The sequence below is a fragment of the Fructobacillus papyriferae genome, assembly GCF_018437225.1.
Taxonomy (GTDB): domain Bacteria; phylum Bacillota; class Bacilli; order Lactobacillales; family Lactobacillaceae; genus Fructobacillus; species Fructobacillus papyriferae.
Map to the genome: position 1 here is coordinate 220,277 of NZ_JAAMFI010000001.1, position 24,982 is coordinate 245,258.

Annotated in this window: 30 protein-coding genes, 1 tRNA gene and 1 riboswitch; of the genes, 25 read left to right on the top strand and 6 right to left on the bottom strand. The window is 45.7% G+C overall.

The annotated features are described in order from the left end of the window. Positions 1 to 23 precede the first annotated feature (23 nt). Positions 24 to 113 (top strand) — tRNA-Ser (locus tag G6R27_RS01055). A 122-nt stretch (positions 114 to 235) separates the two neighbouring features. Here G6R27_RS01055 and G6R27_RS01060 read toward each other — a convergent pair. The 4 genes from G6R27_RS01060 to G6R27_RS06385 all read right to left on the bottom strand — a co-directional run bounded on the left by G6R27_RS01060 (position 236) and on the right by G6R27_RS06385 (position 1,708). Further along, positions 236 to 400, bottom strand: a complete 165-nt coding sequence (locus tag G6R27_RS01060) for a hypothetical protein (RefSeq protein ID WP_213819238.1) — start codon at positions 398 to 400, stop codon at positions 236 to 238. A 110-nt stretch (positions 401 to 510) separates the two neighbouring features. Further along, entirely contained in the window at positions 511 to 663 is a 153-nt protein-coding gene (locus G6R27_RS01065; RefSeq protein WP_213819239.1) for a hypothetical protein, read from the bottom strand. Beyond that, on the bottom strand, positions 647 to 1,360 hold the full coding sequence (locus G6R27_RS01070; protein WP_213819240.1) for an ion transporter: 714 nt from the start codon (positions 1,358 to 1,360) through the stop codon (positions 647 to 649). Before G6R27_RS01070 ends, G6R27_RS01065 begins: the two co-directional genes overlap by 17 nt. A 225-nt stretch (positions 1,361 to 1,585) precedes the next feature. Beyond that, positions 1,586 to 1,708 carry a hypothetical protein gene (locus G6R27_RS06385; RefSeq protein WP_274381118.1) on the bottom strand — a complete coding sequence of 41 codons (123 nt, stop codon included), beginning with the start codon at positions 1,706 to 1,708 and terminating at the stop codon, positions 1,586 to 1,588. 132 nt (positions 1,709 to 1,840) lie between these two features. Between G6R27_RS06385 and G6R27_RS01075 the strand changes: the two genes are divergently transcribed. From G6R27_RS01075 to G6R27_RS01085, 3 genes are read left to right on the top strand one after another with little or no spacing between them, the layout of a single operon-like run. Continuing rightward, on the top strand, positions 1,841 to 2,338 hold the full coding sequence (locus tag G6R27_RS01075) for a YbhB/YbcL family Raf kinase inhibitor-like protein (protein WP_213819241.1): 498 nt from the start codon (positions 1,841 to 1,843) through the stop codon (positions 2,336 to 2,338). Between the two features lie 34 nt (positions 2,339 to 2,372). Next, positions 2,373 to 3,347 carry an amidohydrolase family protein gene (locus tag G6R27_RS01080; RefSeq protein ID WP_213819242.1) on the top strand — a complete coding sequence of 325 codons (975 nt, stop codon included), beginning with the start codon at positions 2,373 to 2,375 and terminating at the stop codon, positions 3,345 to 3,347. A 9-nt stretch (positions 3,348 to 3,356) separates the two neighbouring features. Continuing rightward, complete coding sequence (locus G6R27_RS01085) at positions 3,357 to 3,944, top strand: uracil-DNA glycosylase family protein (RefSeq protein ID WP_213819243.1); 588 nt, start codon at positions 3,357 to 3,359, stop codon at positions 3,942 to 3,944. 40 nt (positions 3,945 to 3,984) lie between these two features. Here the strand turns inward: G6R27_RS01085 and G6R27_RS01090 are convergent, their stop codons facing one another. After that, entirely contained in the window at positions 3,985 to 5,097 is a 1,113-nt protein-coding gene (locus tag G6R27_RS01090; protein ID WP_213819244.1) for an SLC13 family permease, read from the bottom strand. Between the two features lie 481 nt (positions 5,098 to 5,578). On the opposite strand from G6R27_RS01090, the gene hisS reads away from it, so the two are divergent. From hisS to G6R27_RS01105, 3 genes are all read left to right on the top strand, one after another. Then, positions 5,579 to 6,886, top strand: coding sequence for a histidine--tRNA ligase (hisS, locus tag G6R27_RS01095; protein WP_213819245.1), 1,308 nt, complete (start codon positions 5,579 to 5,581; stop codon positions 6,884 to 6,886). Then, positions 6,886 to 8,670, top strand: coding sequence for an aspartate--tRNA ligase (gene aspS / locus G6R27_RS01100; protein WP_213819246.1), 1,785 nt, complete (start codon positions 6,886 to 6,888; stop codon positions 8,668 to 8,670). Before hisS ends, aspS begins: the two co-directional genes overlap by 1 nt. 263 nt (positions 8,671 to 8,933) lie before the next feature. Continuing rightward, entirely contained in the window at positions 8,934 to 9,800 is an 867-nt protein-coding gene (locus tag G6R27_RS01105) for a YitT family protein (protein ID WP_213819247.1), read from the top strand. Positions 9,801 to 9,851: 51 nt separating this feature from the next. On the opposite strand, the gene G6R27_RS01110 is transcribed toward G6R27_RS01105, so the two are convergent. Beyond that, positions 9,852 to 10,280, bottom strand: a complete 429-nt coding sequence (locus tag G6R27_RS01110) for a GNAT family N-acetyltransferase (RefSeq protein WP_213819248.1) — start codon at positions 10,278 to 10,280, stop codon at positions 9,852 to 9,854. 96 nt (positions 10,281 to 10,376) lie between these two features. On the opposite strand from G6R27_RS01110, the gene G6R27_RS01115 reads away from it, so the two are divergent. The 18 genes from G6R27_RS01115 (at position 10,377) to G6R27_RS01200 (ending at position 24,894) form a co-directional block, all read left to right on the top strand. Then, complete coding sequence (locus G6R27_RS01115) at positions 10,377 to 11,024, top strand: DUF6198 family protein (RefSeq protein ID WP_213819249.1); 648 nt, start codon at positions 10,377 to 10,379, stop codon at positions 11,022 to 11,024. Between the two features lie 123 nt (positions 11,025 to 11,147). Beyond that, on the top strand, positions 11,148 to 12,377 hold the full coding sequence (locus G6R27_RS01120) for an MFS transporter (RefSeq protein ID WP_213819250.1): 1,230 nt from the start codon (positions 11,148 to 11,150) through the stop codon (positions 12,375 to 12,377). Between the two features lie 15 nt (positions 12,378 to 12,392). Then, a complete protein-coding gene (locus G6R27_RS01125; RefSeq protein ID WP_213819251.1) occupies positions 12,393 to 12,740 on the top strand; it encodes an MmcQ/YjbR family DNA-binding protein in 348 nt (115 codons plus the stop codon). 97 nt (positions 12,741 to 12,837) lie between these two features. Then, positions 12,838 to 13,026, top strand: coding sequence for a 30S ribosomal protein S21 (gene rpsU, locus G6R27_RS01130; protein ID WP_010690912.1), 189 nt, complete (start codon positions 12,838 to 12,840; stop codon positions 13,024 to 13,026). Between the two features lie 94 nt (positions 13,027 to 13,120). Further along, positions 13,121 to 13,567, top strand: a complete 447-nt coding sequence (locus G6R27_RS01135; RefSeq protein ID WP_213819252.1) for a GatB/YqeY domain-containing protein — start codon at positions 13,121 to 13,123, stop codon at positions 13,565 to 13,567. A 79-nt stretch (positions 13,568 to 13,646) separates the two neighbouring features. After that, complete coding sequence (locus G6R27_RS01140; RefSeq protein ID WP_213819253.1) at positions 13,647 to 14,534, top strand: CvfB family protein; 888 nt, start codon at positions 13,647 to 13,649, stop codon at positions 14,532 to 14,534. Further along, positions 14,534 to 15,421, top strand: coding sequence for a site-specific tyrosine recombinase XerD (gene xerD, locus G6R27_RS01145; RefSeq protein WP_213819254.1), 888 nt, complete (start codon positions 14,534 to 14,536; stop codon positions 15,419 to 15,421). Before G6R27_RS01140 ends, xerD begins: the two co-directional genes overlap by 1 nt. An 8-nt stretch (positions 15,422 to 15,429) precedes the next feature. After that, positions 15,430 to 15,786 carry a riboflavin biosynthesis protein RibT gene (locus G6R27_RS01150; RefSeq protein WP_213819255.1) on the top strand — a complete coding sequence of 119 codons (357 nt, stop codon included), beginning with the start codon at positions 15,430 to 15,432 and terminating at the stop codon, positions 15,784 to 15,786. After that, a complete protein-coding gene (locus tag G6R27_RS01155) occupies positions 15,761 to 16,552 on the top strand; it encodes a segregation and condensation protein A (RefSeq protein ID WP_230791119.1) in 792 nt (263 codons plus the stop codon). The genes G6R27_RS01150 and G6R27_RS01155 overlap by 26 nt, the downstream gene beginning before the upstream one ends. Further along, positions 16,530 to 17,219, top strand: a complete 690-nt coding sequence (gene scpB, locus G6R27_RS01160; RefSeq protein WP_213819256.1) for an SMC-Scp complex subunit ScpB — start codon at positions 16,530 to 16,532, stop codon at positions 17,217 to 17,219. The genes G6R27_RS01155 and scpB overlap by 23 nt, the downstream gene beginning before the upstream one ends. A 10-nt stretch (positions 17,220 to 17,229) precedes the next feature. Next, positions 17,230 to 17,982 (top strand): pseudouridine synthase, encoded by a 753-nt coding sequence (locus G6R27_RS01165; RefSeq protein WP_213819257.1) that lies wholly within the window; start codon positions 17,230 to 17,232, stop codon positions 17,980 to 17,982. Between the two features lie 134 nt (positions 17,983 to 18,116). Continuing rightward, positions 18,117 to 18,253: riboswitch (FMN riboswitch) on the top strand. Between the two features lie 81 nt (positions 18,254 to 18,334). After that, positions 18,335 to 18,922: an ECF transporter S component gene (locus G6R27_RS01170; RefSeq protein WP_213819258.1), complete on the top strand. Its 588-nt coding sequence runs from the start codon at positions 18,335 to 18,337 to the stop codon at positions 18,920 to 18,922. Positions 18,923 to 18,992: 70 nt separating this feature from the next. Then, complete coding sequence (locus tag G6R27_RS01175; RefSeq protein ID WP_213819259.1) at positions 18,993 to 19,490, top strand: hypothetical protein; 498 nt, start codon at positions 18,993 to 18,995, stop codon at positions 19,488 to 19,490. A 22-nt stretch (positions 19,491 to 19,512) separates the two neighbouring features. Then, positions 19,513 to 20,193, top strand: coding sequence for a (d)CMP kinase (gene cmk, locus G6R27_RS01180; RefSeq protein ID WP_213819260.1), 681 nt, complete (start codon positions 19,513 to 19,515; stop codon positions 20,191 to 20,193). Between the two features lie 202 nt (positions 20,194 to 20,395). Then, positions 20,396 to 21,586, top strand: a complete 1,191-nt coding sequence (gene rpsA, locus G6R27_RS01185) for a 30S ribosomal protein S1 (protein WP_213819261.1) — start codon at positions 20,396 to 20,398, stop codon at positions 21,584 to 21,586. Positions 21,587 to 21,644: 58 nt separating this feature from the next. Then, positions 21,645 to 22,955, top strand: a complete 1,311-nt coding sequence (der, locus tag G6R27_RS01190) for a ribosome biogenesis GTPase Der (protein ID WP_213819262.1) — start codon at positions 21,645 to 21,647, stop codon at positions 22,953 to 22,955. 181 nt (positions 22,956 to 23,136) lie between these two features. Then, positions 23,137 to 23,412 (top strand): HU family DNA-binding protein, encoded by a 276-nt coding sequence (locus tag G6R27_RS01195; RefSeq protein ID WP_010690891.1) that lies wholly within the window; start codon positions 23,137 to 23,139, stop codon positions 23,410 to 23,412. Between the two features lie 141 nt (positions 23,413 to 23,553). Continuing rightward, positions 23,554 to 24,894, top strand: a complete 1,341-nt coding sequence (locus tag G6R27_RS01200) for an FAD-dependent oxidoreductase (protein WP_213819263.1) — start codon at positions 23,554 to 23,556, stop codon at positions 24,892 to 24,894. The last annotated feature ends 88 nt before the right edge of the window (positions 24,895 to 24,982 follow it).

Here is a 24,982-nt window from a genome sequence, read left to right on the forward strand (position 1 = left end):
GTAGAATTTTAGAGCGGACTTATGGAGATATGGCACAATCTGGTACTGCAGCGGACTCGAAATCCGTCGAGCCGTCGTATGGCGGTGTGCGGGTTCAAATCCCGCTATCTCCTTGATGCAAAATATGAGAGGGTAAGCTAGCAAGAATGCTGGACTTATCCTCTTTTTTGTTTGTCTTTTTAATTTGGAGAGACAAAAAGACATGAAAAAAGCACCTTTTGTGAGGTGCTTTTAATTACTTACCAATGTTGTCTAAATCTTTTTGAATTTGTTCATCTTCTGCTTTATCACGTTTTGCTTTATTTTCATCACTGAAGTAATCAAAGGCGATCCACGCAAAGAAGGTATAAATTAACAACGTAATGATTGGATGGTCAATCATAAATGTAAGTGTGTACATAACAATTAACAGAAGGAATAAAGCTGGTAGCCATTTAAAGATTTCGTAGGTAGTCCAGAACATTAAGTAGATAGAAAGGACGAAAATTACGATTAATCCAAAGAGAACCATTAGTTACTTCCTTTCTTTGCGGGATATCCGCCTTTATAGTTAACACTATCGGGATCATTAATGTCGATGATATGCATTCCTATAACGAAAATATAGAAAAGTACTGAAATGGCAATAACCCATTTTTGTTGTCTGTTAATCTTGTGTTTCATTTTTATCTCCTAATTTTGATTCTAATCTATCTAACTTTTGATTGATTTCATCTAATTGTTTCTTTAATTCATTGCCCGATTCTTCATTTTGCTGTTGAGTAAAGAATGTGGTAACCGTGCTCGTAATCGTACCAATCAAACCGATACCAACAAACATTAAAACAATGGCAACTCCTTTTCCTACCGCTGTAGCTGGGGAGATATCTCCATAACCAACAGTAGTGGAAGTAACGATAGCCCACCATAATGCATTACCGTAATTGACGTTTTCGGCTAATGAATAGATACCAGCTGAAATTAGAACCAAAGCTATAGCAACGGACATCAGGTAAATAAAACCATTGGTATTAATAAACCGAGTAACGTTATGCTTGAACCTTCCTGCAAAACCAATGATTCGGATGAATTTAAGTAATTTCAGAAGTCGTACAGTCCGTGCAATACGGAACATAGCAAACATACTATCAAATGGAATAATGGCTAATAAATCAAAGATATTGGACTTAAAGAAGTGCCACTTATCTTTGGCTAGTGTGATCCGCACAATATAATCTATCCAGAAGAAGATGAGTATAAATTTATCGATAATTAAATAGGGTGGGGAAGTTATGGATATAAAGCCACCAATATCAAGTCCAGCTAGAACCACTGAAACGATAGCAAAAGTGAATACTGTAGCGTAATATAGTTTTTTCATTTCCAAATCATTCTCTGTTAATATGTCTAATTTATAATCAATATAATAATATCATCATTAGGCCTATATTTCTCTAGGATGAAACTACCGGTTGATTCCGCTAGATGCAATATTATTATGTGTGATAAATTTCATAATATTAAATTATATTTTTGTTTAAAAATATAGCAAAGAAATAAAAGGCGCTTCCCCTGTAAGTTAAATGGGGAAGTGCCTTTTAAAAATTTATCCTAATAAAGCCGCATAGCCGACCATACTCAGAACTGCGATGATACCGATGAGAATGAACCATGGCTTCTTGTATGGCGTTTCTTCTTCATTGGGTTCTTCTGAATGTTGATTTTTCATCGTAACCTCCTTGGCTTTGTTCTATGAACAGCATACCACTTTTACTGGCTGACTGATCGCATTGAAAATTGATCGTATTGAAAAACGATTCTAAGCTGATAGAATAGGAAATAGATAAGAAAAGAGGCATTTATGCAGATCCAAGCAATAACTGGCTATCTACCAGACCAATACAGCAAGCACGCGCCCGAAGAATACCGGAAAGAAGGCGTGCCGGTCTGCTCGCTACCAATCGAGCTGGAAGATTTGCCAAAAGGAACCAAGGATTTGGCGGTTGTTTTCATCGACTATGACGCGGTGCCAGTTTGTGGCTTCCCATTTATTCACTGGTTGGCAACTGGCTTTGGTGCGGTCACGAATGTTCCAGAAGACGCGGCTCGCTTGGATAAGAGCCTTTGCCAGGGAAGCAATAGCTTTTCGTCGAAGTTCTATCCAGAGCACGCTGAGAGTATCGTGCAGGGCTATGCGGGCCCAATGCCGCCGGATAAGGACCACAACTATACCTTGACGGTCTATGCTTTAGATCAGAAATTGGACTTGTCCAAGGGCTTTTATTTGAACGAATTGCTGAAGGCGATGGACGGACATGTGTTGGCTCAGGCGAGCGAGCAAGTGTTGGCAAAGGCGTAAGGCTACAATTGAAGCAAGCTCAAGGAGGACGCTCATGAAAAAGATTGACGGACACCTACATTTAGTACGAAATATCGCGGGTTTGAACGGCAAGGGGCGACTAAACGCGCTCGGTAATGGCCAGGCCATCTGGGATGATGGCACGGTGATTCAGTTGATACCAAATGGTTCGGGTGCTGATTCCTTCAGTGCCGAATCAGCAATGAAGCTGATGGATCAGGCAGACGTGGAGAAGGCAGTGCTCCTTCAGGGATCCTTAAATGGCTACCAGAATTACTATAGCTATCAAATGATCAAAAAGTATCCAGAACGTTTCATTGGGGCGTTTTCTGTTGATCCATTTGCAGATAACGCAATGGCGATTGTGAAGCGCCATGTCGAAGACTTGGGCTTTCGTGCCATTAAGTTCGAAATTTCTCAAGGTGGTGGCTTGCACGGCTACCATTCCGAGAAGCCTTTCCGCTTAGATACCGATCCGAAAGTGGGCGAGATCTTTCATTATTTGGCAGACTATCCGGGCTTTACCGTGACGGTCGATTACGGTAAAGCCGATCAGATCTCTTACCAGCCAGAGGCAATTGCTAATCTGGCGGCTCACTATTCTGCGATGACCTTTGTCGTCTGCCACTTGTCCTTTCCAGATTATGACCATCAAAACCGCTTGGTGGCTGCCCTTCGACTTTTTGCGCCATACCCGAATATCTATTCCGATTTGTCGGCCATTCAAGACATTGTGGGGGAGACGGACTTTCCTTATCCAAAGTGTCAAGCCGTTTTGGCTTTGGCCAAAAAGGTGCTGGGCGCAAAGCGTCTCATTTGGGGAACCGATTCGCCTTGGTCGGCAACCTTTAATACCTATGGCCAGTTGGCTACTTATCTGGAGGCATCTGATTTGTTTAATGAATCAGAATTAGAAGATGTGTTATATCATAACGCCGAGCGCGTTTACTTCAATCAACAGGCTATCCAAGCTGTCAAAGAGGCAAGCGACCCAGCGCTTCAACAATAGGAGGTTGTGATGTCGTTATTTGAAGAAATTAAAGCTGATCCAATGAACCAGTCGTTAACCAAGCAGGGGTTAGATCCGATTTATGCCGCACCGAAAACGGCCAAAATCATCATCATTGGCCAAGCGCCTGGACGAAAAGTGCAGGAGACTGGCATTATGTTTAACGATGCATCGGGTGACCGTTTGCGGGAATGGATGGGCATTTCGAAGGATGAGTTTTATCGGTCAGGGGATATCGGTGTTGTCCCTATGGATTTTTATTATCCGGGAAAGGCCAAATCTGGTGATAAAGCTCCTCGAAAGGGAATTGCGGATAAGTGGCATCCCCGTCTGCTCGAACAGATGCCGGATCGTCAGTTGATTATTTTGGTGGGTTCATACGCCCAGAAAAAATACTTAGATTTGCCTTCCTCTGCAAAAATTACGGATACGATTCGAAATTTTGAAGATTACCTGCCAGAATACTTTCCAATCGTTCACCCATCACCAAGAAATAACATTTGGTTATCTAGAAACCCTTGGTATGAGCGTGACGTTATTCCTGCCTTACAAAAGCGCGTGAAAGAGATTTTGGGCGCTGGTAAAACCATCGATTAAACAAAAAGCGTCGTTCTTTTTAGAACGGCGCTTTTTTGAGTTAAAAAAGAAGAAAGAGGCTGGCGAGCCCGGCACCAACCAATAGGAAAAGGAAGTTAGTAATCGTGAAAGTTTTGATGAAGGAAAACTGGTTCTTAGAAGTGGCGGCTGCCTTAACCTGACGGTAAGCTAAGAGGTTAGCTAGTGAAGCTATAAGCGTACCGAACCCACCGATTGAAACGGCCAAATACAAGGCCGTGAAATGTTCGGTCATCGGTGCGAGTAAAGCGGCAGCCGGTACGTTTGAGATCAGTTGGCTGGTCAACAGACCAGTTAAGAAGAGTGAAAGGTTTTGTGAACCAAGATGCTGTAAAAGATGATGGACAGCCGGAATTGTTATCCATCCACTAACTAATAAGAAGAAATTCATGATCGATAAAACAACGCCGTAGTCAACTTCCTTCAGTACGCGACGGTCGTAAAAGAATATTAAGATCAGCACCAAAGCCAAGGCACTAAGTAAGTTAGTTTGAATAATCAAGTCGCCTAAGACGATAACCGTACCAGTGCCTAAAAGGAATTTTTCCAATTTAGGCATTGGCTTGATCCAGGCCTGCTGTTTGATCGGCTGGATGTTTTCATTTGGCATGAGGAGTAAAAAAATAGGCATGGAGACCAGTCCAAGAAAAAGCATCAGGCTAGCGGGGGGCAGCATGGACAAAAAGGTGCGTTGGTAGTGAGCCAGCAAAAAGATGTTTTGTGGATTGCCTATCGGCGAGACTGCTGAGCCGAGGTTGGCATAGATGGTGATGAAGACCGTGACTTTAATGGTCGGCAGGGTGACTTTTTTAACCAGGGCAAAGGTCAGGGGTAAAAAGGTCAAGATGGCGACATCGTTGGTCACCAACATGGACGAGAAGAAAGTGAGCAGGAAGATCGCCAGTATCAGTGAGCGGGTTGTCTTGGCTTTTTTGATGAAAAAGTCGGCTAACGCATCGATTAGGCCAAGCGATTGGTAAAGGCTGACCATACCGAGCAGGCTTAGAAGAGAAATGACCGTTGGCCAAGAAATGGCCGCCCAGTCGAGGACGCCAAAGCAAGCAGCAACAAGGACCAGTGCCGTAGTGAATAGAAAGAGATAGTCTTGGCTCAGCTTTTGAATCATTCGCTGCATGGGTGCCTCCTAATTGGCGGGTCGGACTTGCCGACCAGAAGAATACATTCATTATAGCTGAAACGCCCTTTTTAAGAAAAAGGAAAAGACGATCAAAGAATCTGAAGTGAGCCTGACCAAGCAAAAGAAAGCCACCCACTTTACCCTTTGGCCAAACTTTTCCTGTAAGTCTTGACATGGCGTGAACAACTGCTAGAATAAAAGTAACGTTTAACCGATGAATAGGGAAAGAAACAAGTCGTTTGATGAAGAGACCTGGCGGTTGCTGCAAGCCAGGCAAAGCTTGTTTCAAGACACCTATAAGGCGCTGTTAACCCAGCCGTTTTCCCGCGTTATGGGAACCTAGCGTGTGTTCAGCACACGAAAGTAAGGTGGTACCGCGCACAAAGCGCCCTTAGGAGATATTTTTAATGTCTCTTGAGGGCGTTTTTTGGTTAATTGGAATAAGATGGAGGCGGCGCAAAGGCGTCGATTAAGATACATGGCAAAAGCAACTTTTCAAAAACCCAAAGGAACGGCTGATCTTTTTGGCCAGAACGTGTTGGCCTGGCAAAAAATCGAACAGCAGGCGCGCTTGATTTTCTCGCGCTATGGTTATGGTGAAATTCGCACGCCCATCTTCGAATCCTTTGACCTGTTTTCACGTTCTGCCGGCGATACGTCAGATGTCGTGACCAAAGAAATGTATGACTTCACCGATAAGGGTGACCGCCACATGGCCTTGCGTCCGGAAGGAACGGCCGGTGTTGTGCGGGCCTTTGTGGAAAACAAACTCTTCGGACCCGAACAAGAAAAGCCATACAAGGCCTTTTACATGGGGCCCATGTTTCGTTATGAACGCCCTCAAGCGGGCCGTTTTCGTCAATTTCACCAAATTGGGGTGGAAGCCTTTGGCTCAACAGCGCCCAGCCTCGATGCCGAAGTGATCACGATGGTCGTGAAGTTCTTGTCTTCGCTTGGCTTAAAGGACTTGCGGGTCGCTTTGAACACCTTGGGGGACCAAGATTCCCGTGCCGCTTATCGGCAGGCCTTGATTGATTACCTGAAGCCACACGAGGCGGATTTGTCAGAAGATTCCCGTACACGTTTGGAAAAGAACCCACTGCGCGTTTTGGATTCGAAGGATCCGAAGGATCAGGCCATCGTCGAAGGGGCGCCAACGATCTTTGATTATTTGTCAGAAGCTTCGAAAGCGCATTTTGAAGCCGTCAAAGGATTCTTGGACGACTTGAAAATTGACTACACGATCGATTCTTCGATGGTTCGTGGCTTGGATTACTATAACAACACGATCTTTGAAGTGATGACGACGGACCCAGAATTAAAGGGCGCTGCCACCATTGCTGGTGGTGGTCGATACTCTGGCTTGGTTGAAGAATTTGGCGGTCCTGAAACACCCGGGATCGGATTTGGAATCGGTGTCGAACGATTGATCGCCCTCTTAGAAGCGCAGGGACAACTGAACTTGGAAACTTCTGGTTTGGACTTTTACTTGGCCCACATTGGGGAAGCTAGCTCTGCCATGACTTTGGAATTGGCCACGAACTTGCGTGACCGTGGCTTTTCAGTCGACCTGGACTTTGCGGATCGTTCCGTCAAGGCGCAGTTCAAGACGGCTAACCGTCGCAAGGCGCGCTTTGTGATCACCATCGGAGATGCCGAAGTGGAGAGCAAGCAGGTCAAAGTCAAGGACATGGTTTCTGGTAAGCAAGCCGATTTGGATTTGACCCAGTTGGATAACAAAATTGATGATGTGATGGCTGAATTAGTCGCAGAGGAGGCAGAATAATGGAACGGACAACCTACGCAGGGTTAGTAGATGAAAAATACATTGGCCAAACGGTCAAGTTGGCTGGCTGGGTGCAGAAGCGGCGTAACTTCGGTGAACTGGTTTTCATCGATTTGCGGGATCGCGAAGGTATTGTGCAACTGACCTTCTCGTCAGATCAACAAGAGGCCTTAGATGTGGCCCAAAAAGCCCGTAACGAATTCGTATTAGCCGTTGAAGGTGAAGTGGTGGCCCGTGCCGAAGGACAACAAAACGATAAGATCAAGTCCGGTGGCATTGAAGTTAAGGTAGAAAAGGCCGAAATTTTGGCTGACTCCAAGACGCCAGTCTTTGATATCGAAGACGATGTCAATGCTAATGAAGAATTGAAGCTCCAGTACCGTTATTTGGACTTGCGTCGTCCACAAATGCAGCGCAATTTGAAGGTGCGCTCGAAGATCATGTCTTCTGCCTACCGTTTCATGGAAGAACACGATTTTATCAACATCGAAACGCCTTATTTGGCTAAGTCGACGCCTGAAGGGGCCCGCGATTACTTGGTTCCATCACGTATCTATCCAGGTTCCTTCTACGCTTTGCCACAGTCACCACAGCTTTTTAAGCAACTCTTGATGGGCGCTGGTTTTGACCGCTACTTCCAAATCGCCCGTTGCTTCCGTGACGAGGATTTGCGTGGTGACCGTCAGCCAGAATTCACGCAGCTTGATTTGGAAACGTCTTTCTTGAACGCTTCTGAGATTCAAGGTTTGGTTGGCCACTGGGTCCAACAGATCATGAAGGATGTTGTCAACTACGATTTGAAGTTGGAAGACATCGAAAAGTTGACTTGGCAGGAATCCATGGATCGCTTCGGAACGGACAAGCCGGACTTGCGCATTCCATTTGAAATCAAGAACTTGTCTGAAGTCGTCAAGGATTCTGATTTTGGTGTCTTTGCCAATGCGGTTAAGGACGGTGGGGTTGTGAAGGCCTTGGCCGTTCCTGGTGCGGCCGAACATTACTCCCGTAAGGACATTGACAAGCTCGGTCAGTACATTGAACGGTTTGGCGCTAAGGGCCTTGCTTGGATGAAGGTTTCAGATGAAGGCTTGACTGGTCCAATCGCCAAGTTCTTCGATGAGGCCAAAGCGGCTGCCTTGATTGCAGCAGCTGGCGCTAAAGTCGGCGACCTCTTGCTCTTCGGAGCTGGTCGTCAAGACATCGTGGCTGCTTCACTTGATGCTTTGCGTCGTTTGACGGCCAAGGAAATGAACTTGATTGACCAAACAACGCCATGGCGTTTTGCCTGGATCGTTGACTGGCCACTGTTCGAATATTCAGAAGACTTCGATCGCTGGATCGCTGCTCACCACCCATTCACGATGCCAAACGAAGAAGATTTGCACTACTTGGATGAAGGCGAAGACCCACACAAGGCCCATGCTCAATCTTACGACTTGGTCTTGAACGGTTACGAATTGGGGTCTGGTTCCATTCGTATTCACCGGATGGACATCCAAGAAAAGATGCTGCGTGCGTTGGACTTTACGCACGAGCAAGCAGAAGAGGCCTTTGGTTTCTTGCTTGAAGCAATGGAATACGGCTTCCCACCAATGGGTGGCATCGCTCTTGGATTGGATCGTCTGGCCATGCTTTTGGCGGGACAAGACAACATTCGAGAGGTGATTGCCTTCCCTAAGAACTCAAAGGCAACGGAACCAATGACGGAAGCACCAACGCCCGTTGATGCAAAGCAATTGGCGGAATTAGGGTTAGAGGCTGATGAGTCAGAATCAAAAGAATAAGTTAACTTATTAAAAAAGATAAGACGCGCTTGATGATGGTCGCCAGGACCTTCGGAGCGCGTTTTTTTATCGTCAACTCCATGACAATTGAAACAATTTAACGTCATTTTGCGATTTTGTGCCCACTTTTTTTCCAATCTTGTTAAAATATAAGGGTAGTTCATGGACTTGCCATGAACCAGCTAAGGACCAGGCTGACATTTGGTCAAAATGTGCTAGGGACAAAAGGCCACACGTGGCCCAAGTTAACTTAGCAAGAGATCATGATTGCTCGAATCGGAAAAAAATTAGATCACTATTATTATCATCAATTCGTTGGTGCTGCTTTTTACGGTGTTGTCTTAGGCATTGCCATGAACTATTTTTGGCAACCAGGGCACATTTATTCGTCAGGGTTTAATGGGCTCGCCCAGCTGATTGACACGCTAACGGGTGGGCGCTTTCCAGTTGCCTGGGGAATTGCTTGTGCTAACTTGCCTTTGCTTTTACTGGCCTGGCTAACCTTGTCCAAGCGGTTTGCGATCTTTACCGCGATGGCTGTCGTTCTTTCAGCGATTTTCGTGCCGCTTTTTGCCACAAAGACTGTTCTGACCTCTGATCCGCTGATGTGTGCCATCTTTGGCGGTGGCCTGAACGGAATGGCTGTCGGAACGGCTCTGCGCTGTGGTCTTGGAACGGGTGGCTTAGACATTATCGGTATGATTTTAAAGCAACACTTCCGTACCAAAGTCGGCTCAGTCAATTTAGCGTTTAATGCGTTGATCATGATTGGCGCTGGGCTGACTTATGGCTGGCAATATGCCTTGTACTCAATTATTGGTGTTGTTGTGTCGGCTCATTTTATCGACGTTTTTTATACGCACCAGCAACAGATTCAAGAAATGATCGTGACGAACAAACCCGAGATGATGTGTGAACACATTCAGCAAAAAATGCGCCGTGGGGTAACCATTATTGATTCAGCCCATGGGGGTTATACCGGTAAAGACAAATCCGTTTTGTTGACGGTGGTCACGCAACACGAATTAGGTGACTTGCGTGAAGCGATTAAGGAAGTGGACCCACAAGCCTTTTATTCTGAGTCCAAAGTTGAACATACCGGTGGTCGTTTCTTTGAGCCGGAACCATAGGCCACAATATAAAAAAGCTCTCGTACGAAATGGCACGAGAGCTTTTCTCTTTTATTGTTTAATCATCTTTTGGTGGACAATTCCTTCTAAGATGAAGGGTTGGCCAACCGTTTGAAAGCCAAATTTCTGATAAAGACTGACCACTTGGTGCTGGGCTTCAATTTCGATTGGCAGGTTCGGCCAGGATTCTTCGCAAAAGGTTAGAATTTGTTGCATTAATTGACGGCCATAACCCTGTCCACGGACGGCAGATGACGAGGCGACCCGACCAAAGTGAACCTGATGGTTATCCTGAAAGATGCGCGCATAGGCTAGACATTGATCGTTTTCAAGGTAGCCAAGATGGTAGGCGACTTTGTCCGTTTCATCTAAGTCTTTGTATTGAATGCCTTGCTCGACGACAAAGGTATCGATACGCAGTTTTTCCATGGAGTAGAATTCTTCAGCTGTTAGTTGGTTGAGTTTTTTGCAGATCCACATGGTGAGCGAAACCTTTCCATTTGTGAGATAAAGTGAAACGTGCTGTATGATTTTTCAAATATACTAGTCATGATACAGGAAAGAAGGAAGCATTTCATGAAAAATACCATTCGCGTCCGCATCTTCTTTTTCTTATTCGGCCTTATTTTGGTCGCCTTTGGTAACGCGCTAACCATTGTGTCTGGTGCGGGAAATGGCTTGTGGACCGCGGCTGCTTTAGGGCTTGCGCAACTGTTTGGGCAGCCATTTGCACTGCTTTGGTTTTGGCTTGGCCTTTTAGTCATCTTGGTGAACGCTTTGTTGTCTCGGTCGCTTTCTTGGGTCAACTTAGTGGGTGAATTTTCTTTTGTGCTTTTTTTTAGTCAGTTGATTCATCTTTTTGTGACCGTATTAAAACAGGAATGGCCGATCGAATCGGTCCTCTCTTATGCCTTTCGGGTGATGTTTGTTATTTTTGGCATTGTCCTTGTGTGCTTAGGGACCTCCTTTTATCAACGGGCCAATTTGTGGATGTATCCAACTGATTCTTTAACGGATATACTCGCGTTTAAGTTCTTTTCTGGCAACCCCTTTAAAGGCCAACTGCTTGCCTTCGTGCCGGCAGTTTTGTTGATTGTTTTGACTTATTTAAAAACAGGCGATTGGGTGGGAATCCAATTGGGAACCTTGTTGGCGCTTTTTTTCAATGGTCCGCTGATCGCTTTTTTTCATCGACACGCCTGTCCGTCATTAAAACACAATTAAGGCCAAGCGCAATGTGCGGTTGGTTTTTTATTGGCATTGTGACAAGCTTGTCATGAAAGATTTACCATTTGTAATAAAGAGCGGTACAATAAAGATGTAGACACAGTTGAAAGGAGTGCCACAATGTCAAAAGATCGACAACAGTGGGACCCGAAGACGTCTTCACACCGTTTTTGGATTCTAGCCGTTTCCTTAATTATTACTTCTGGAACCGCGATATCGCCAGCTTTACCAGCGATGCAGCGCGCTTTCTCGAATTACCCAAGCACCTTAGTGAACATGGTCGCTACGATTCAACAGATTCCGGCTTTCATTATTCTGCTTTTTTCAAGCCAACTGGCTGCCAAATTCGGTATTAAAAAAGTGGTCGGCATCGGCATGCTCTTAATGGGCTTGGCTGGTATTGCGCCCGTGATTCTCTCTAACCTCTGGTTAGTGCTTTTCGCCCGAATCATTTTCGGTATCGGAATTGGAATGACGAATTCATTGGCCATTACGCTGATTAATCTCTATTATGAAGGTGACGACCAAGCGCAAATGCTCGGGGAACGTTCCGCCTTTGAGCCAATCGGTATCTGTATCATCAACCTGATGGCTGGTGTACTCTTAAACATTTCCTGGCAGTTCTCATTTTTGGCCTATGCCTTTATTTTGGTTGTCTTGGCCGGCTTTTGGAAAGTCGTTCCGGAATATCATCTTTCAAAAAAGGCCAAGAAGGAAAATACGGAAAAGCCAAAGTTGTCATGGCCGATCGTATGGTCCGCTATCTTTTGTGGCACGTTGACCATTGGCATGGCGATTGTCAATGTGTTGACGCCGTCGGTTGTTGTCCAAAACCACATGGGGGACGGCACTACGGCAGCTTTTATCATTACAGCCTATACCTTAGCCTCAATGGCGATGGGGTTCCTTTTTGGATCGGCCTTTAAAGCCTTTCGTCGGTATGTTTTGTTAGCTGGTTTAGCCTGCATGGTGGTCGGTACGTTGATGATGAATTTTGCATCAAATATCTGGTCGTTGACGCTAGCTGTTGCCATTATCGGCTTTTCTTATCCACTGGCTGGTACTTACGTCTTTAATACCATTGATAACCGTATTCCAAAGTCAGCGGATGGTTTGGCTAATTCGATTTTGTTGATCGGCTGTAACGTGGGAACGGCCTTTGCACCGGCAGTTGTCTCGTTTCTTGGTATTTTCTCACCATTTAAGGGAACGAATCCAGGTATTGGCATGTATGGTCTGTTGGTTCTGGTCATGGCCGTTGTTATCTTGCTGGCCATGATTCGGCCAAAAGGACACCATGAAAAGAAGGGGCACAGCCATCACCAGGGATTAAGACACCAGACTGCCTGATTGGATGGTCTTTTCATGCAATGGACTCGAAATGAACTGATCGACTTTACTTTGAAACAGTGCCAGGGTTATTTGGACCATCCATTTAATGGTGAGCACTCGCCAGAGAAAATGATTTGGTCGGTAATTAAGCAACAGTCGAATCAAAAGATGATCGCCATGATTTTTGAAAAGGCTGGTCATCTGCTGATTGATCTGAAACTTGAGCCAGAACACGGACAAGAAATGCGTGATCTTGATGGTGTATATCCGGGTTACCACATGAATAAGAAACACTGGAACACCGTGGATGTGAACCGAACTGAGGTTAGCCAGACTGAATTGGCAAACATGATTCAAGAAAGCGCAAAATTAACGGAGTAGATGGCTTGACTTTGCGTCATGGTATTGAGATAATATTTAAGTTCAAGTGCATGTCGTTTATGACGAAATAAAATGCCGGAAAGGAGGGGAATCGCACATGGCAAAGGTTATTGTTCGTAAGAATGAATCTTTGGATGATGCATTGCGCCGTTTCAAGCGTGGTGTTTCTAAAGACGGTACTCTCCAGGAATACCGGAAGCGCGAATTCTACGTGAAGCCTTCAGTTGAACGTAAGTTGAAGTCTGAAGCTGCACGTAAGCGCAACAAGAAGAAGAACAAGCGTTAATTCGTTTTTCAAAACGCCAACATTGTTGGCGTTTTTTTTGTGCCCTCGTGGTAAACTATACTTATATGAATTCTTTCTAAAAGGAGTGGGGCTAATGAGCTTACTAGAACAAGTACAAGAGGACATGAAAACGGCGATGAAGGCCAAGGACAAGATGACATTGGGCGTTGTTCGTCAGATTAAGTCTGCTGTAATGAATGAGCAGATCAATGTCGGTCATGATCTGACTGAAGAAGAGGAGTTGTCTGTCTTGTCACGTGAAGTCAAGCAACGTAAAGAATCGATTGCTGAATTCAAGGATGGCGGCCGTGATGATTTGGCAGCTGATACGCAAGCCGAATTAGACGTCTTAGCAAAGTACTTGCCTGCGCAACTCTCAGAAGAAGAGATTAAGCAAGTGGTTGCTGATGCTATCGAAAAGACGAATGCAACGTCACCAAAGGATATGGGTAAGGTCATGGGCATTGTATCGGCAAAAACGAAGGGCCGTGCCGACGGTAAGGTTGTCGCTGACACAGTGAAGAAGGCGTTAGCCAACTAAAAAGCACGATACGAAGTCAGACGAGAAGGTGGGGCAACCCACTTTTTTGACTTATTTAAAAGGAAGTTTGGAGATCAACATGGAAGAACGATTGGGTCAGATTATTAAGGCCAAGGTAACCGACGAAAACGAGGCGTATTTCTACGCACAGGTCGATGGCGGCCACACCTATGAGATTGATAAGGATGAGTTGGAAAAGCCTTTGAAGCTCGGTGGCTTTGTGACGGGCTTTGCCTACCAAAACGAAGACCACCGCTTGCAAATTACAAAGGCCATTCCAGACATTCAAAAGGATCAGTATGCATGGGGAAAGGTGGTTCAAGGTCGTTCGGACTTGGGGGTCTTTGTCGACATCGGTTTGGCCAACAAAGATTTGGTGGTGTCATTAGACGACCTGCCAACCATCCACGAACTCTGGCCAAAGAAGGGGGATCGACTGCTTCTGGCCATTAAAGAAGACAACAAGGGGCGCCTCTGGGGGCAACTTGCGCAACAAGACATCGTAAAAGCGGTAGCTCGTCAGGCGCGACTTGGGGCCGGCATCAAAAAGGGTGACAAAATTAAGGCGACGGTTTACCGGAACAAATTGGTCGGGACTTTGGTCTTGACCGATAACTACTGTCTTGGCTTTATTCATCCATCGCAACGTGAGGTCGAACCTCGTTTAGGTGAAGTGGTTGAAGCCCGCGTGCTTGGTGTCAATGGGCACGGGGTGGTCAACTTGTCTTTGAAGCCTTTGGCCTACCAGGTAATGGACGAAGACGCCAAGTTCTTGTTGCTCCAGTTGAAACGAAAGAACGAACACTTCCTGCCATTTAACGATAAGTCGGATCCAGATGCCATTAAGCGGCAATTTGGCTTCTCCAAATCGCAATTCAAACGGGCCCTTGGTCGTTTATACAAGGAACGCTTGATCGAACAGGTGGATGATGGCATCCGCTTAACGGATAAGGGATTGGCTGATTAATGTTACTTTCGGAAATGGCCGATTATTTGCGGGTGATTCAAGTTGAACGCGGGTTGTCGCAAAACACGGTCAAAGCTTATCAACAGGATTTGACGGCCTTTTCTCTTTTTTTAAAAGAAGAAAAAAAGGGCTTGTCGCAAGTCGATCATTTGCTTGTGCTAACCTTTTTGAATCAACTTCGGGCAAAGGGACGGGCGAATAGCTCGATTGCTCGGATGGTGACCACGCTTCGGAAGTGTTTTGCCTACTTGAAAAAAGAAGGTGTGGTCGCCCACGATCCCATGCAGACGATTAAACCGCCAAAGAAAGCGGCGCATTTGCCCGCGGTGTTAACTGTTGCAGAAGTTGACCGCCTTTTGGAAGTGCCTGATTGGTCCAAACCGCTCGGCTTGCGTAATAAGGCCTTACTTGAGTTGATGTATGCGACTGGATTGCGGGTTTCTGAATTAGTTAACTTGACCTTGGATGACTTGCATCTGGACTTGGCCCTGCTCCAAACGATCGGAAAGGGCGATAAGGAACGGATTATTCCGGTTGGTGAAGTGGCCATTGACTGGTTAAAAACGTATTTACGGGACAGTCGGCCAAAATTGCTAAAAAAACAAAAATCCGATGTTCTTTTCTTAAATGATCATGGTCGCCCGATTAGTCGTCAGGGGATCTGGCTTCTAATCAAGCAGCTGGTTAAAGAAGCAGACATCAAAAAAGACGTGTCGCCACACACGTTGCGCCATTCCTTTGCCACGCATATTTTAGAAAATGGTGCGGACCTGCGAATTGTTCAGGAGCTGCTGGGCCATTCCGATATTTCAACGACACAGATTTATACCCATATTTCAAAGGGGCGGTTAACTCAGGTTTATGATGAGTTCCATCCCCGCGCATAGGAGGTCATATGTTAATTCAACCAAGAACAGACGATCAAAAGACCATTATGGGCCTTTTTTCTTTGGTTCCTGACCTTCGTGACGTTAATCATTTAAACGAAGTGATGGCAACCTATGAACAAGAAGGTTATGAGCTCTTTTTCTTCCAAGACGAGCCACACGATCCGATTACGGGTCTTTTAGGCTATGAGTTTTACAAGGAAAAGGTGATTTTGGTACGGCGGGTCATTGTCACGCCTGGATCACCAAAGAAAGCCACCCAATCCCAGATGCTAACGGACTTGCAAGAACAATACCCAGAGAAGACCTTGATGGGGACCTTTGAGACGCAAACGGCTATTGATAAGTGGAGAAAGCACTATTAATAAAGCGGATTTAACAATTAAGATCACGGATTTTGAGGGGCCTTTGGACTTGCTCTTGCACTTGATCAAAAAACACGAGATGGACATTTTGGCTTTGCCAATTGCCCAGGTGACCGAGCAGTATCTGTCCTTCATCAAAGATCAGCAAGCCATGCAATTGGACGTGGCGGCTGAGTATTTGGTCATGGCGGCCAAACTAATTCGATTGAAGTCAAACGATTTGTTGCCACAACCAGAAGTCGAAGAAGAGTTAGCCGATGAAGAGGGCGTGGATCCAAAGCAGGAGTTGATTAATCGGCTGCTCGTTTATCAGCGCTTCCAGCAGGCAACCGAATTTTTTGATGCTAGGCAGACGGTGGGGATGCAATCCTTTGGCCGTCCGGCCTTGTTCGATGAAACCCCTGAAGAAGACCGACGGTTGACTTTAGCGCCTGGGCTATCTTTGGTTGACTTGCAGCTGGCCTTTGATAACGTGGTCGCTCGACAAAAGGATTTGGTGCCAAGAACGCGACAGGTTCACTCGGAAACTTTTACGATCGGGGATGGCATTAAAACCATTGAAATAAAGTTAAAAGCCTTGCCTGCTAAAGCATCGTTGACCTTCACGGAACTCTTTGATGGTCTTTACGATGTCGATCGAATGGTGATGACATTTTTGGGCTTGCTCGAAATGTCAAAGGAAAAGAAATTGACCATTTGGCAGGCGAATTTAGAAGATGAAATTTTAATTAAAGCGGTGGAACATGAACGCGATTTCGCAAATTGAAGCTTTGCTCTTTGTAGCGGGGGAAGATGGCCTTTCGGCCGCCGAATTAGCTAAATTAACGGATTACGAAAAAGGAGCTATTCCGGCTCTTGTTGATGAACTTTGGCAGAAGCTAAATGACGATACGGGACCACTGACGATCCGATCATCAGATGGACGTTATGTGTTGGTCACCAAGCCTTCTTTTGGCCAGCTCGTTTCCTCTTATTTCGACTTGCCAATTAACACGAAGCTGACGCAGCCCCAGTTGGAAACGTTGGTGATTGTGGCTTATCAGCAACCCATTACCCGTGTCGAGATTGACCAAATCCGTGGGGTTCGTTCTGCTGGTACCTTGCAGAAGTTGCAGTTACATCAGTTAATCGAAGGAGTAGGACGAAAAGAAGAGGTCGGTCGACCGATTTTGTATGGGACTACTTCGGATTTCTTAGACTACTTTGGTTTGGGTTCCTTAGATGATTTGCCAAAATTGCCAGATATTAATGACGTGATTTTGTCCGATGAACAACAAGACGAAGTAGCGCTTTTTGATGAAATTAATGCGGAAGGGGATGTGTCTAAAGCAGACCATAACGACACTTTTGAACCAGACGTTAGGGAAAGCGAACGCACGAATCCTGTAGCCAAAAATAACGCGGATGAAACGGCAAAAGATGCCGAAAAATAAAGGAGCGACCATGTCAGTAGACAAGGAAGAGCGCTTGCAGAAAGTGATCGCCCAAGCGGGGATTGCTTCTCGGCGGGCAGCTGAAAAATTAATAACAGAGGGACGTGTGTCGGTTAATGGCCAACAGACGTCAAAACTTGGTACGAAGGTGACCAGCGCCGATGAGGTCAAAGTTGATGGCGTGCCGCTGGATGGTTCTGAGAAAAAAGTCTATTACCTGCTAAATAAACCACGCGCCGTTGTCACGACAGCTTCTGATAACAAGGGCCGGCAAACCGTCGTTGATTTGTTGGCGGATGTTGATGCTCGAGTGTATCCAATCGGTCGTTTGGATTACGACACCACCGGCGCCTTGATCATGACAAATGATGGGGATTTGGCGAACCAATTGATGCACCCGAAAGGGCGAGTTGATAAAGTGTATACTGCAAAAGTCAAAGGGATTGCTAAGCTTGAAGATTTAGCGCCTTTGAAGGGTGGTATCATGTTGAACGGAAAAAAGACGGCTCCTGCTCGTGTAGCCATTGAAAGAGTGGATCAAGATCGAAAAGTTTCGTTTATCACCTTGACCATTCATGAAGGGCGCAATCACCAAGTAAAAGACATGCTCCAAAAGGTCGGTTATCCGGTTGAGAAGCTCCGCCGTGACCGTTATGCGTTTTTGGATTTGCTTGGGTTGCAAGCCGGTGATTATCGTGATTTGACGCACGATGAAGTCAAGCGTTTGAAGAAAGGTGACTACCGTTACATGCGCCGTAAATAAGTTTTATTATTTAAGAATAATGAACGCGAATATGGCATTAGTTGCTCAGCACCCGTTCGTGGTGCTTTTTTATTAGCTGCGCAATTGCCTTTTTTTATAGATATGCTAAACTTAATTATGTTCAATAAATTGAACAAAAACTTCGGGGTCGGGTGTAAGTCCCAACCGGCGGTGATGCAGCATGAAAGTTGACAAGCCCGTGACCTGCTTTAGCAGTTGATTTGGTGAGATTCCAGAGCCGACCGTATAGTCGGGTATGAAGAAGTTTAAAGACAGTCTTTTTTGGCTGGCCTTTATTTTGCCCCGCGTGAGATTAAGGCCATTTTTTTATGGTCAAAAAAGGAGAAGAAACATGACAAATCACGCGACAAAACGAATCACGGGTCTGGCTGTTCTAACCGCCATTTCCTTTGCTTTGACGATCTTTCCAAAGATCGCCATCCTGCCTTCGGCAAGCTTTTTGAAAATCGACTTTTCAATTGTGCCGGCTTTTCTGGCATTATCCTGGTATGGCCTTGGCTCAGCCGGCTTAGTTTTTCTTTTGCGGACGGTTCTCAAGCTGATGCTTTTAAATGAAGGGGTCAATACCTATATTGGCATGCCAATGAACTTAATTGTTGGCTTTGGCTATCTTTTAGCCGTTGCAATTTTGGCTGATTTGCTAAAGACAAGGGTCTCAAACAAGACGCTTTGCAGGGTGCTTTCTTTTAGCGTAGCCACTGTCTTCATGGGCGCTTTAGGCGTTGTGACGAACGTCGTTTGGGGAATTCCGCTTTACTCAGCACTTTCACACTTTGATATTGCCAAATTGATCGGAACAAACGTTTACTTGTGGGGGATGGTATTGCCGTTTAACTTGCTCCAAGGTGCTCTTTGGTCCGTGATGAATACGTTGGTTGAGCATGCTTTAACACCTTTTAAGAAAAGGTTTAGTGCTTAAGAAAAGGTTATCAAACACCGTCGTCATTTCGTGTTAGACTAAAAATACGAAGAAATTGGAGGGAAAACCAATGAATAACGAAGGTGCGGTTCTTTCACGTAAGAACCGGTTTGATAAAAAACAGTCAAATAAAAAGCAGGGTGGTGAGAAGAACTACGGTGGCTTGCTGATCTTCTTGGTCTTCTTGTCCATGTTCTTGTTGGCCTCAGCACCAGTTTATGGCATGATGAAAAATCAGCCAAAGTTGACCAAGACAACAACGTCTTCTTCGAAGTCAACGCATAAGCAAAGTCAACAAGGAACAAGTCAAAAAGCTGCTATGTCAGATGACGATGCAGACAGCGCCCAATCATCAAGTGACGCAAGCTCTTCTTCAGCCGTTGCATCACAAAATCAAGATGCTGCGCAAGCAGAAGACGAAAGTACCGCCGTCTTAGCTGCTGGCCAGACTTTGTACAACTTTGCCATTACGCACAATACATCGCCAGCTAATATTGTGAACTTGAACCCTGGTTTGACCGTTCAAAATTATTCACAATATGCCGGTCAATCATTGAAGATTAAGTAACCGAAAGTAGTAGTAATTTACCATGACAAAACCCGCCTTTTTTCAAGTTGCGATTGACGGACCAGCTTCTGCTGGAAAGTCCACGATTGCCAAAATTCTCGCTAGCCAACTTCACTTTGTTTATGTGGACACGGGGGCGATGTATCGGGCAGTGACCGTTGCAGCCAAGAAGGCGGGTCTTTCTTATGAAGATGAGGCTGGCATCACAGCACTTTTACCCGATTTGACGATTGAATTCAAACCAGGAAACCCCGTCCAGCAAGTCTTTTTGAATGGCGAAGAGGTGACCGAAGCAATCCGTTCGACTGAAGTCACCAACAACGTTTCCTTGGTTTCTTCCTATCAGGCAGTTCGAACAGCCATGACCGACAAACAACGGGCCATGACGGAAGAAAATCCGGTTATCATGGACGGCCGTGACATCGGAACAACCGTTTTGCCAAACGCCCAAGTCAAGATTTTCCTGATCGCCTCGGTCGACGAACGAGCCGAGCGTCGCTTTAAGGAAAATAAAGAAAAGGGCATGCAGGTTGATCTCGAGACCTTGAAGAAAGAAATCAAGGCCCGCGATTACAAGGATTCGCACCGCGCCATTTCACCATTGACTAAGGCAACAGACGCGATCGAGGTTGATACAACGGGCATCGGAATTGAGGATGTTGTCGCTAAAATTAAAGCCATCATCGAAGAGCACCAAAGCTAATGGGGCTCTTTTTATTTACAGTTGAAAAGTAAGGCCAAGACCTGCTAAAATAAATTCAATAAGTGTGTGAATCGTCTTTTTAAAAAATAAGTGCAAAGGCGGCAAGTTCTGTTTTGACTTTTTTCTAAATAATACTAGGAAAAAAGGAGCAGCTCTGATAAAATACTCTTATAAGTGTAAATGTAGGAGGACGTTTGACGTCATGAATGATACTAACAGCGAATTACTAGCAGCTCTGGAAAGTGCTGATCAAATTAAGGTAGGCGATGTCGTAACTGGTGAAGTTTTGGCCATCGACAACGATAACCAAGCCGTTATCGGTTTGCATACCGGTGAAGAAGGAGTTGTGCCAGCGCGTGAGTATTCAGACGATCGTAGCGTCAACTTGGCCGACGACTTGAAGGTCGGAGACTCAATCGAAACGGTTGTTGTTTCGAACGTAACGTCTGACAAGGAAGGGGTTGCCTACCTCTTGTCAAAGAAGCGTTTGGAAGCACGTAAGGCATGGGAAAAGCTCTCATTTGCCGAAGGTGATGTTGTCGACGCCACAGTATTGAACGCCGTCCGCGGTGGTTTGATTGTTGACGTTGCGGGCATCCGCGGATTTGTTCCTGCCTCAATGGTTGCAGAACGCTTCGTATCTGACTTGAACCAATTTAAGGGACAAGACATCAAGGCTGAAGTGATCGAAATCGATCCAGCCAAGGCTCGTTTGATTTTGTCACGTAAGGCTGTTGCCGCACAAGAACGTGCTGAAAAGTTGCAAGAAGCCTTCTCACGTCTTACGGTTGGCGAAGTGGTCGAAGGAACAGTTGCTCGTTTGACTGACTTCGGTGCATTCGTTGACTTGGGCGGCGTTGATGGTTTGGTTCACGTTTCTGAAATCTCACACGACCGTGTGAAGAACCCAGCCGACGTATTGTCAAAGGGTGAAAAGGTTAACGTTAAGATCTTGGCCTTGGACACTGAACGTGGCCGCATCTCATTGTCAATCAAGGCAACGCAACCAGGACCATGGGACGAAGTTGCTGAAAAGGCACCTGCTGGTACTGTTCTTGAAGGAACGGTTAAGCGTGTCAAGGACTTCGGTGCATTCGTTGAAATCTTCCCTGGTATCGAAGGGTTGGTTCACGTTTCACAGATCTCACACAAGCGTGTTGAAAACCCAGCTGACGTTTTGAAGTCAGGTGACAAGGTGAAGGTACAAGTCTTGGACGTTAAGCCACAAGAAGAACGTATCTCATTGTCAATGAAGGCTTTGGAAGAAAAGCCTGCTAACAAGCGTGAAGATCACGAAGATTCACACGGTGCTTCACGTGCCGACGTTGCAGCTTACCAACAAGACGATGAAGGTGCCGCTACTTTGGGCGACATCTTTGGCGACAAGTTGTAAGATGACATAAAAAGGCTGGCTTGCCAGTCTTTTTTTATTGAAAAGAAAGGAGCAGATTATGGCAGCACCAGTTGTAGCTGTTGTCGGCCGACCAAATGTCGGTAAGTCAACGCTCTTTAATCGAATTGTTGGGGAACGAATGGCCATTGTCGAAGACATGCCAGGAGTGACCCGTGACCGTCTGTACGCTCGTGCTGAGTGGTTGAACTTTGACTTCCGTGTCATTGACACGGGTGGTTTGGAAATGGGAAATGCACCCTTTTTGACCGAAATCCGCGGACAAGTTGAAGTGGCCATTGATGAAGCGGACGTGATCGTCATGGTTGTTTCCGGACGAGAAGGCTTAACGGCCGATGATCAAGCCGTCGCTAACTTGCTTTACGGAACGGACAAGCCCGTTGTTTTGGCCGTTAATAAGGTGGATAATCCGGAGATGCGGGCTGATATCTATGACTTTTACTCTCTTGGCTTAGGCGATCCTTACCCTGTTTCTGGTTCTCACGGGATCGGGTTAGGGGACGTCTTGGACCAAGTGGTCAAGCACTTCCCAGACGAAGCTGCTGTGCAAGATGACGAAGCGGTGCGCTTCTCCATCATCGGCCGTCCAAACGTTGGAAAGTCATCGATCGTAAACGCCATTTTGGGCGAAGATCGAATGATTGTCTCAAACGTCGAAGGAACGACTCGTGACGCCATTGACACGCGTTTTATGACGCCAGAAGGGGACGAGTTCGTCATGGTCGATACGGCCGGAATTCGTAAGCGTGGAAAGGTCTACGAGAATACGGAAAAGTATTCCGTGATGCGCGCCATGAAGGCCATTGACGACTCTGAAGTCGTTTTGATGGTCCTGGATGCTGAGACGGGAATTCGTGACCAAGATACGCACGTAGCAGGCTATGCACACGATGCCGGGAAGGCCTTGGTCATCGTTGTGAACAAGTGGGATGCGATTGAAAAAGATACGCACACGATGCAAGACTTTGAAAATGTCATTCGGGAACGTTTTAAATTCTTGGATTACGCGCCAATTGTCTTTGTCTCGGCTAAGACCAAGCAGCGTTTAGACCGCTTGCCAGACCTGATTTTGTCGGTTAATGAAAATCACCAAAAACGGGTGTCATCTTCCATGTTAAACGATGTTTTGATGGATGCTTTGGCCACCAATCCAGCGCCGTCGGATAATGGCCGTCGCTTGCGTGTTTATTATGCAACCCAAGTGGCGGTGGCACCGCCGACAATCGTTGTCTTTGTCAATGATGTCGAGTTGATGCACTTTTCATATCAGCGTTTCTTAGAGAACCAAATTCGGTCTGCTTTTGACTTCTCAGGAACGCCAATAAAGCTGATTATTCGGCAACGAAAGTGATTTTATCGGTCAATTTTGTGAAAAATACATTTCAAGTATTAAATTCATTGTTTTTCCTACACATTTTAATTTAGTTGTGCTAAGCTTGTCATATGGAAGTTGCTACGGTAGCGTTCCCAGCCTGTTGACGGTTGTCACATCAGCAGGTATTCTAAATTAATTTTTTGCAAGGAGATTAGGAATGGCAAACAAGCAAGAATTGATCGATTCAGTCGCAATGAAGACTGGTTTAACTAAGAAGGATGCTGATAAGGCTGTTGCAGCCGTATTGTCATCAATTGAAGACGCTTTGAAGAAGGGCGAAAAGGTTCAATTGATCGGCTTTGGTAACTTCGAAGTACGTGAACGTGCTGCCCGCAAGGGACGTAACCCACAAACGAAGGAAGAAATCCAAATTCCTGCATCAAAGGTTCCTGCATTCAAGCCTGGTAAGGCCTTGAAGGAAGCAGTCAAGTAAAACCTTCTAGAAGACACCCATTGGGTGTCTTTTTTTTGTACCAGTCGATCTTTGTGAATGCTCGTGAATTTGTTGACAAACTATGTCATGATTGTATAATTGACTTAACAAATGTAACCAAAAAGCCCAAAGGAGTTATTCATGAAAGTAGCAGTTATTGGTGCAACCCACGCTGGTGTCTTCTCAGCTAAGCAGATCAAGGCTGAACACCCGGATGCAGTCATCGATGTATTCGAAAAGAACGATACGGTTTCCTTCCTCTCTTGTGGAATTGCGCTTTGGATTGGAGACCACGTGTCTTCTCCTAGCAAGATGTTTTATGAATCACCTGAATCCATGGCTAAGCAGGGCATTGCCATGCACATGGGGACGGAAGTAACCGAAGCTGATTTGGAAAAAAAGCACTTGGTCTACAAGGACTTGGCTTCGGGCATGGAAACGGCTGCTGATTACGACAAGATCGTGATCACGACTGGATCAAAGGCCATCAAGCCTAACTTGCCAGGAATCCATTCCGACCGTGTCTTTGACTCGAAGAATTGGCAAAACGCCAATGACTTGAAGAAGGTGACGCCAGAGATTAAGTCAGCCATCGTGATTGGTGCCGGTTATATTGGTGCTGAATTGGCGGAACAATTGTCCGTTAACGATAAGCAGGTAACGCTAATTGATGGGCTGGACCGTGTTTTGGCCAAAAATACGTCAGAAGAGTTCTCATCGGTCTTCCAAGCAGAATACGAAAAGCATGGCGTACAGCTAGCTTTGGGTCAAATGGTTCAGTCTTTTGAAGAAACAAACGATGGCATTAAGGTAAAAACCGATAAGGGCGAATACGAAGCCGACATCGCGATTTTGGGGATTGGTTTCTTGCCTAATACTGGACTCTTCAAGGGTCAGGTCGACATGTTGCCAAATGGTGCTATCGAAACGAACCAATACATGGAGACATCAGTGTCTGGAGTCTTTGCGGCTGGTGATTCTGCGACGGTCTTTTATAACCCGACACAAAAGTATGACTACATTCCATTGGCCACTAATGCGGTTCGTCAAGGGGTTTTGGTTGGTAAGAACATTGCACACCCCACTGTGGCTTATCAAGGTACGCAGGCAACCTCTGCCGTTGAACTGTACGATTTGGCTTACGCCGCTACTGGTTTGACTGCTGAAAGCGCGGCGATGAAGGACGTGGACGCAGAATCCGTGACGATTGAAGAAGATTATCGGCCAGACTTTATGTTGAGTACAACACCGGTGAAGGCTTCCTTAACATGGGAAAAGAAGACGCGCCGGATCGTTGGCGGGGCCTTTATGTCCAAGCACGACATTTCACAGGCTGCTAATGTGGTGTCCTTGGCTATCGAGAATAAAATGACAATTGATCAATTGGCGATGACGGACTTTTTCTTCCAGCCCAATTTTGGTCAACCTATTAACTATGTGTCATCTGTCGCAATGGCAGCAGCTGCTAAGGCGTCAAAGTAAAAAAAGCCGGACGGATTGTCCGGTTTTTTTGTTTGATTTAACAAAGGCTTTCATGAGGACTACAATAGACATGACAAAGAGGGCTGGA

What these genes read in the sequence shown, in the direction of transcription:
- G6R27_RS01060 (WP_213819238.1), bottom strand. Translation starts at nt 400, where the DNA reads ATGTACACACTTACATTTATGATTGACCATCCAATCATTACGTTGTTA.
- G6R27_RS01065 (WP_213819239.1), bottom strand. Translation starts at nt 663, where the DNA reads ATGAAACACAAGATTAACAGACAACAAAAATGGGTTATTGCCATTTCA.
- G6R27_RS01070 (WP_213819240.1), bottom strand. Translation starts at nt 1,360, where the DNA reads ATGAAAAAACTATATTACGCTACAGTATTCACTTTTGCTATCGTTTCA.
- G6R27_RS06385 (WP_274381118.1), bottom strand. Translation starts at nt 1,708, where the DNA reads ATGAAAAATCAACATTCAGAAGAACCCAATGAAGAAGAAACGCCATAC.
- G6R27_RS01075 (WP_213819241.1), top strand. Translation starts at nt 1,841, where the DNA reads ATGCAGATCCAAGCAATAACTGGCTATCTACCAGACCAATACAGCAAG.
- G6R27_RS01080 (WP_213819242.1), top strand. Translation starts at nt 2,373, where the DNA reads ATGAAAAAGATTGACGGACACCTACATTTAGTACGAAATATCGCGGGT.
- G6R27_RS01085 (WP_213819243.1), top strand. Translation starts at nt 3,357, where the DNA reads ATGTCGTTATTTGAAGAAATTAAAGCTGATCCAATGAACCAGTCGTTA.
- G6R27_RS01090 (WP_213819244.1), bottom strand. Translation starts at nt 5,097, where the DNA reads ATGCAGCGAATGATTCAAAAGCTGAGCCAAGACTATCTCTTTCTATTC.
- hisS (WP_213819245.1), top strand. Translation starts at nt 5,579, where the DNA reads ATGGCAAAAGCAACTTTTCAAAAACCCAAAGGAACGGCTGATCTTTTT.
- aspS (WP_213819246.1), top strand. Translation starts at nt 6,886, where the DNA reads ATGGAACGGACAACCTACGCAGGGTTAGTAGATGAAAAATACATTGGC.
- G6R27_RS01105 (WP_213819247.1), top strand. Translation starts at nt 8,934, where the DNA reads ATGATTGCTCGAATCGGAAAAAAATTAGATCACTATTATTATCATCAA.
- G6R27_RS01110 (WP_213819248.1), bottom strand. Translation starts at nt 10,280, where the DNA reads ATGTGGATCTGCAAAAAACTCAACCAACTAACAGCTGAAGAATTCTAC.
- G6R27_RS01115 (WP_213819249.1), top strand. Translation starts at nt 10,377, where the DNA reads ATGAAAAATACCATTCGCGTCCGCATCTTCTTTTTCTTATTCGGCCTT.
- G6R27_RS01120 (WP_213819250.1), top strand. Translation starts at nt 11,148, where the DNA reads ATGTCAAAAGATCGACAACAGTGGGACCCGAAGACGTCTTCACACCGT.
- G6R27_RS01125 (WP_213819251.1), top strand. Translation starts at nt 12,393, where the DNA reads ATGCAATGGACTCGAAATGAACTGATCGACTTTACTTTGAAACAGTGC.
- rpsU (WP_010690912.1), top strand. Translation starts at nt 12,838, where the DNA reads ATGGCAAAGGTTATTGTTCGTAAGAATGAATCTTTGGATGATGCATTG.
- G6R27_RS01135 (WP_213819252.1), top strand. Translation starts at nt 13,121, where the DNA reads ATGAGCTTACTAGAACAAGTACAAGAGGACATGAAAACGGCGATGAAG.
- G6R27_RS01140 (WP_213819253.1), top strand. Translation starts at nt 13,647, where the DNA reads ATGGAAGAACGATTGGGTCAGATTATTAAGGCCAAGGTAACCGACGAA.
- xerD (WP_213819254.1), top strand. Translation starts at nt 14,534, where the DNA reads ATGTTACTTTCGGAAATGGCCGATTATTTGCGGGTGATTCAAGTTGAA.
- G6R27_RS01150 (WP_213819255.1), top strand. Translation starts at nt 15,430, where the DNA reads ATGTTAATTCAACCAAGAACAGACGATCAAAAGACCATTATGGGCCTT.
- scpB (WP_213819256.1), top strand. Translation starts at nt 16,530, where the DNA reads ATGAACGCGATTTCGCAAATTGAAGCTTTGCTCTTTGTAGCGGGGGAA.
- G6R27_RS01165 (WP_213819257.1), top strand. Translation starts at nt 17,230, where the DNA reads ATGTCAGTAGACAAGGAAGAGCGCTTGCAGAAAGTGATCGCCCAAGCG.
- G6R27_RS01170 (WP_213819258.1), top strand. Translation starts at nt 18,335, where the DNA reads ATGACAAATCACGCGACAAAACGAATCACGGGTCTGGCTGTTCTAACC.
- G6R27_RS01175 (WP_213819259.1), top strand. Translation starts at nt 18,993, where the DNA reads ATGAATAACGAAGGTGCGGTTCTTTCACGTAAGAACCGGTTTGATAAA.
- cmk (WP_213819260.1), top strand. Translation starts at nt 19,513, where the DNA reads ATGACAAAACCCGCCTTTTTTCAAGTTGCGATTGACGGACCAGCTTCT.
- rpsA (WP_213819261.1), top strand. Translation starts at nt 20,396, where the DNA reads ATGAATGATACTAACAGCGAATTACTAGCAGCTCTGGAAAGTGCTGAT.
- der (WP_213819262.1), top strand. Translation starts at nt 21,645, where the DNA reads ATGGCAGCACCAGTTGTAGCTGTTGTCGGCCGACCAAATGTCGGTAAG.
- G6R27_RS01195 (WP_010690891.1), top strand. Translation starts at nt 23,137, where the DNA reads ATGGCAAACAAGCAAGAATTGATCGATTCAGTCGCAATGAAGACTGGT.
- G6R27_RS01200 (WP_213819263.1), top strand. Translation starts at nt 23,554, where the DNA reads ATGAAAGTAGCAGTTATTGGTGCAACCCACGCTGGTGTCTTCTCAGCT.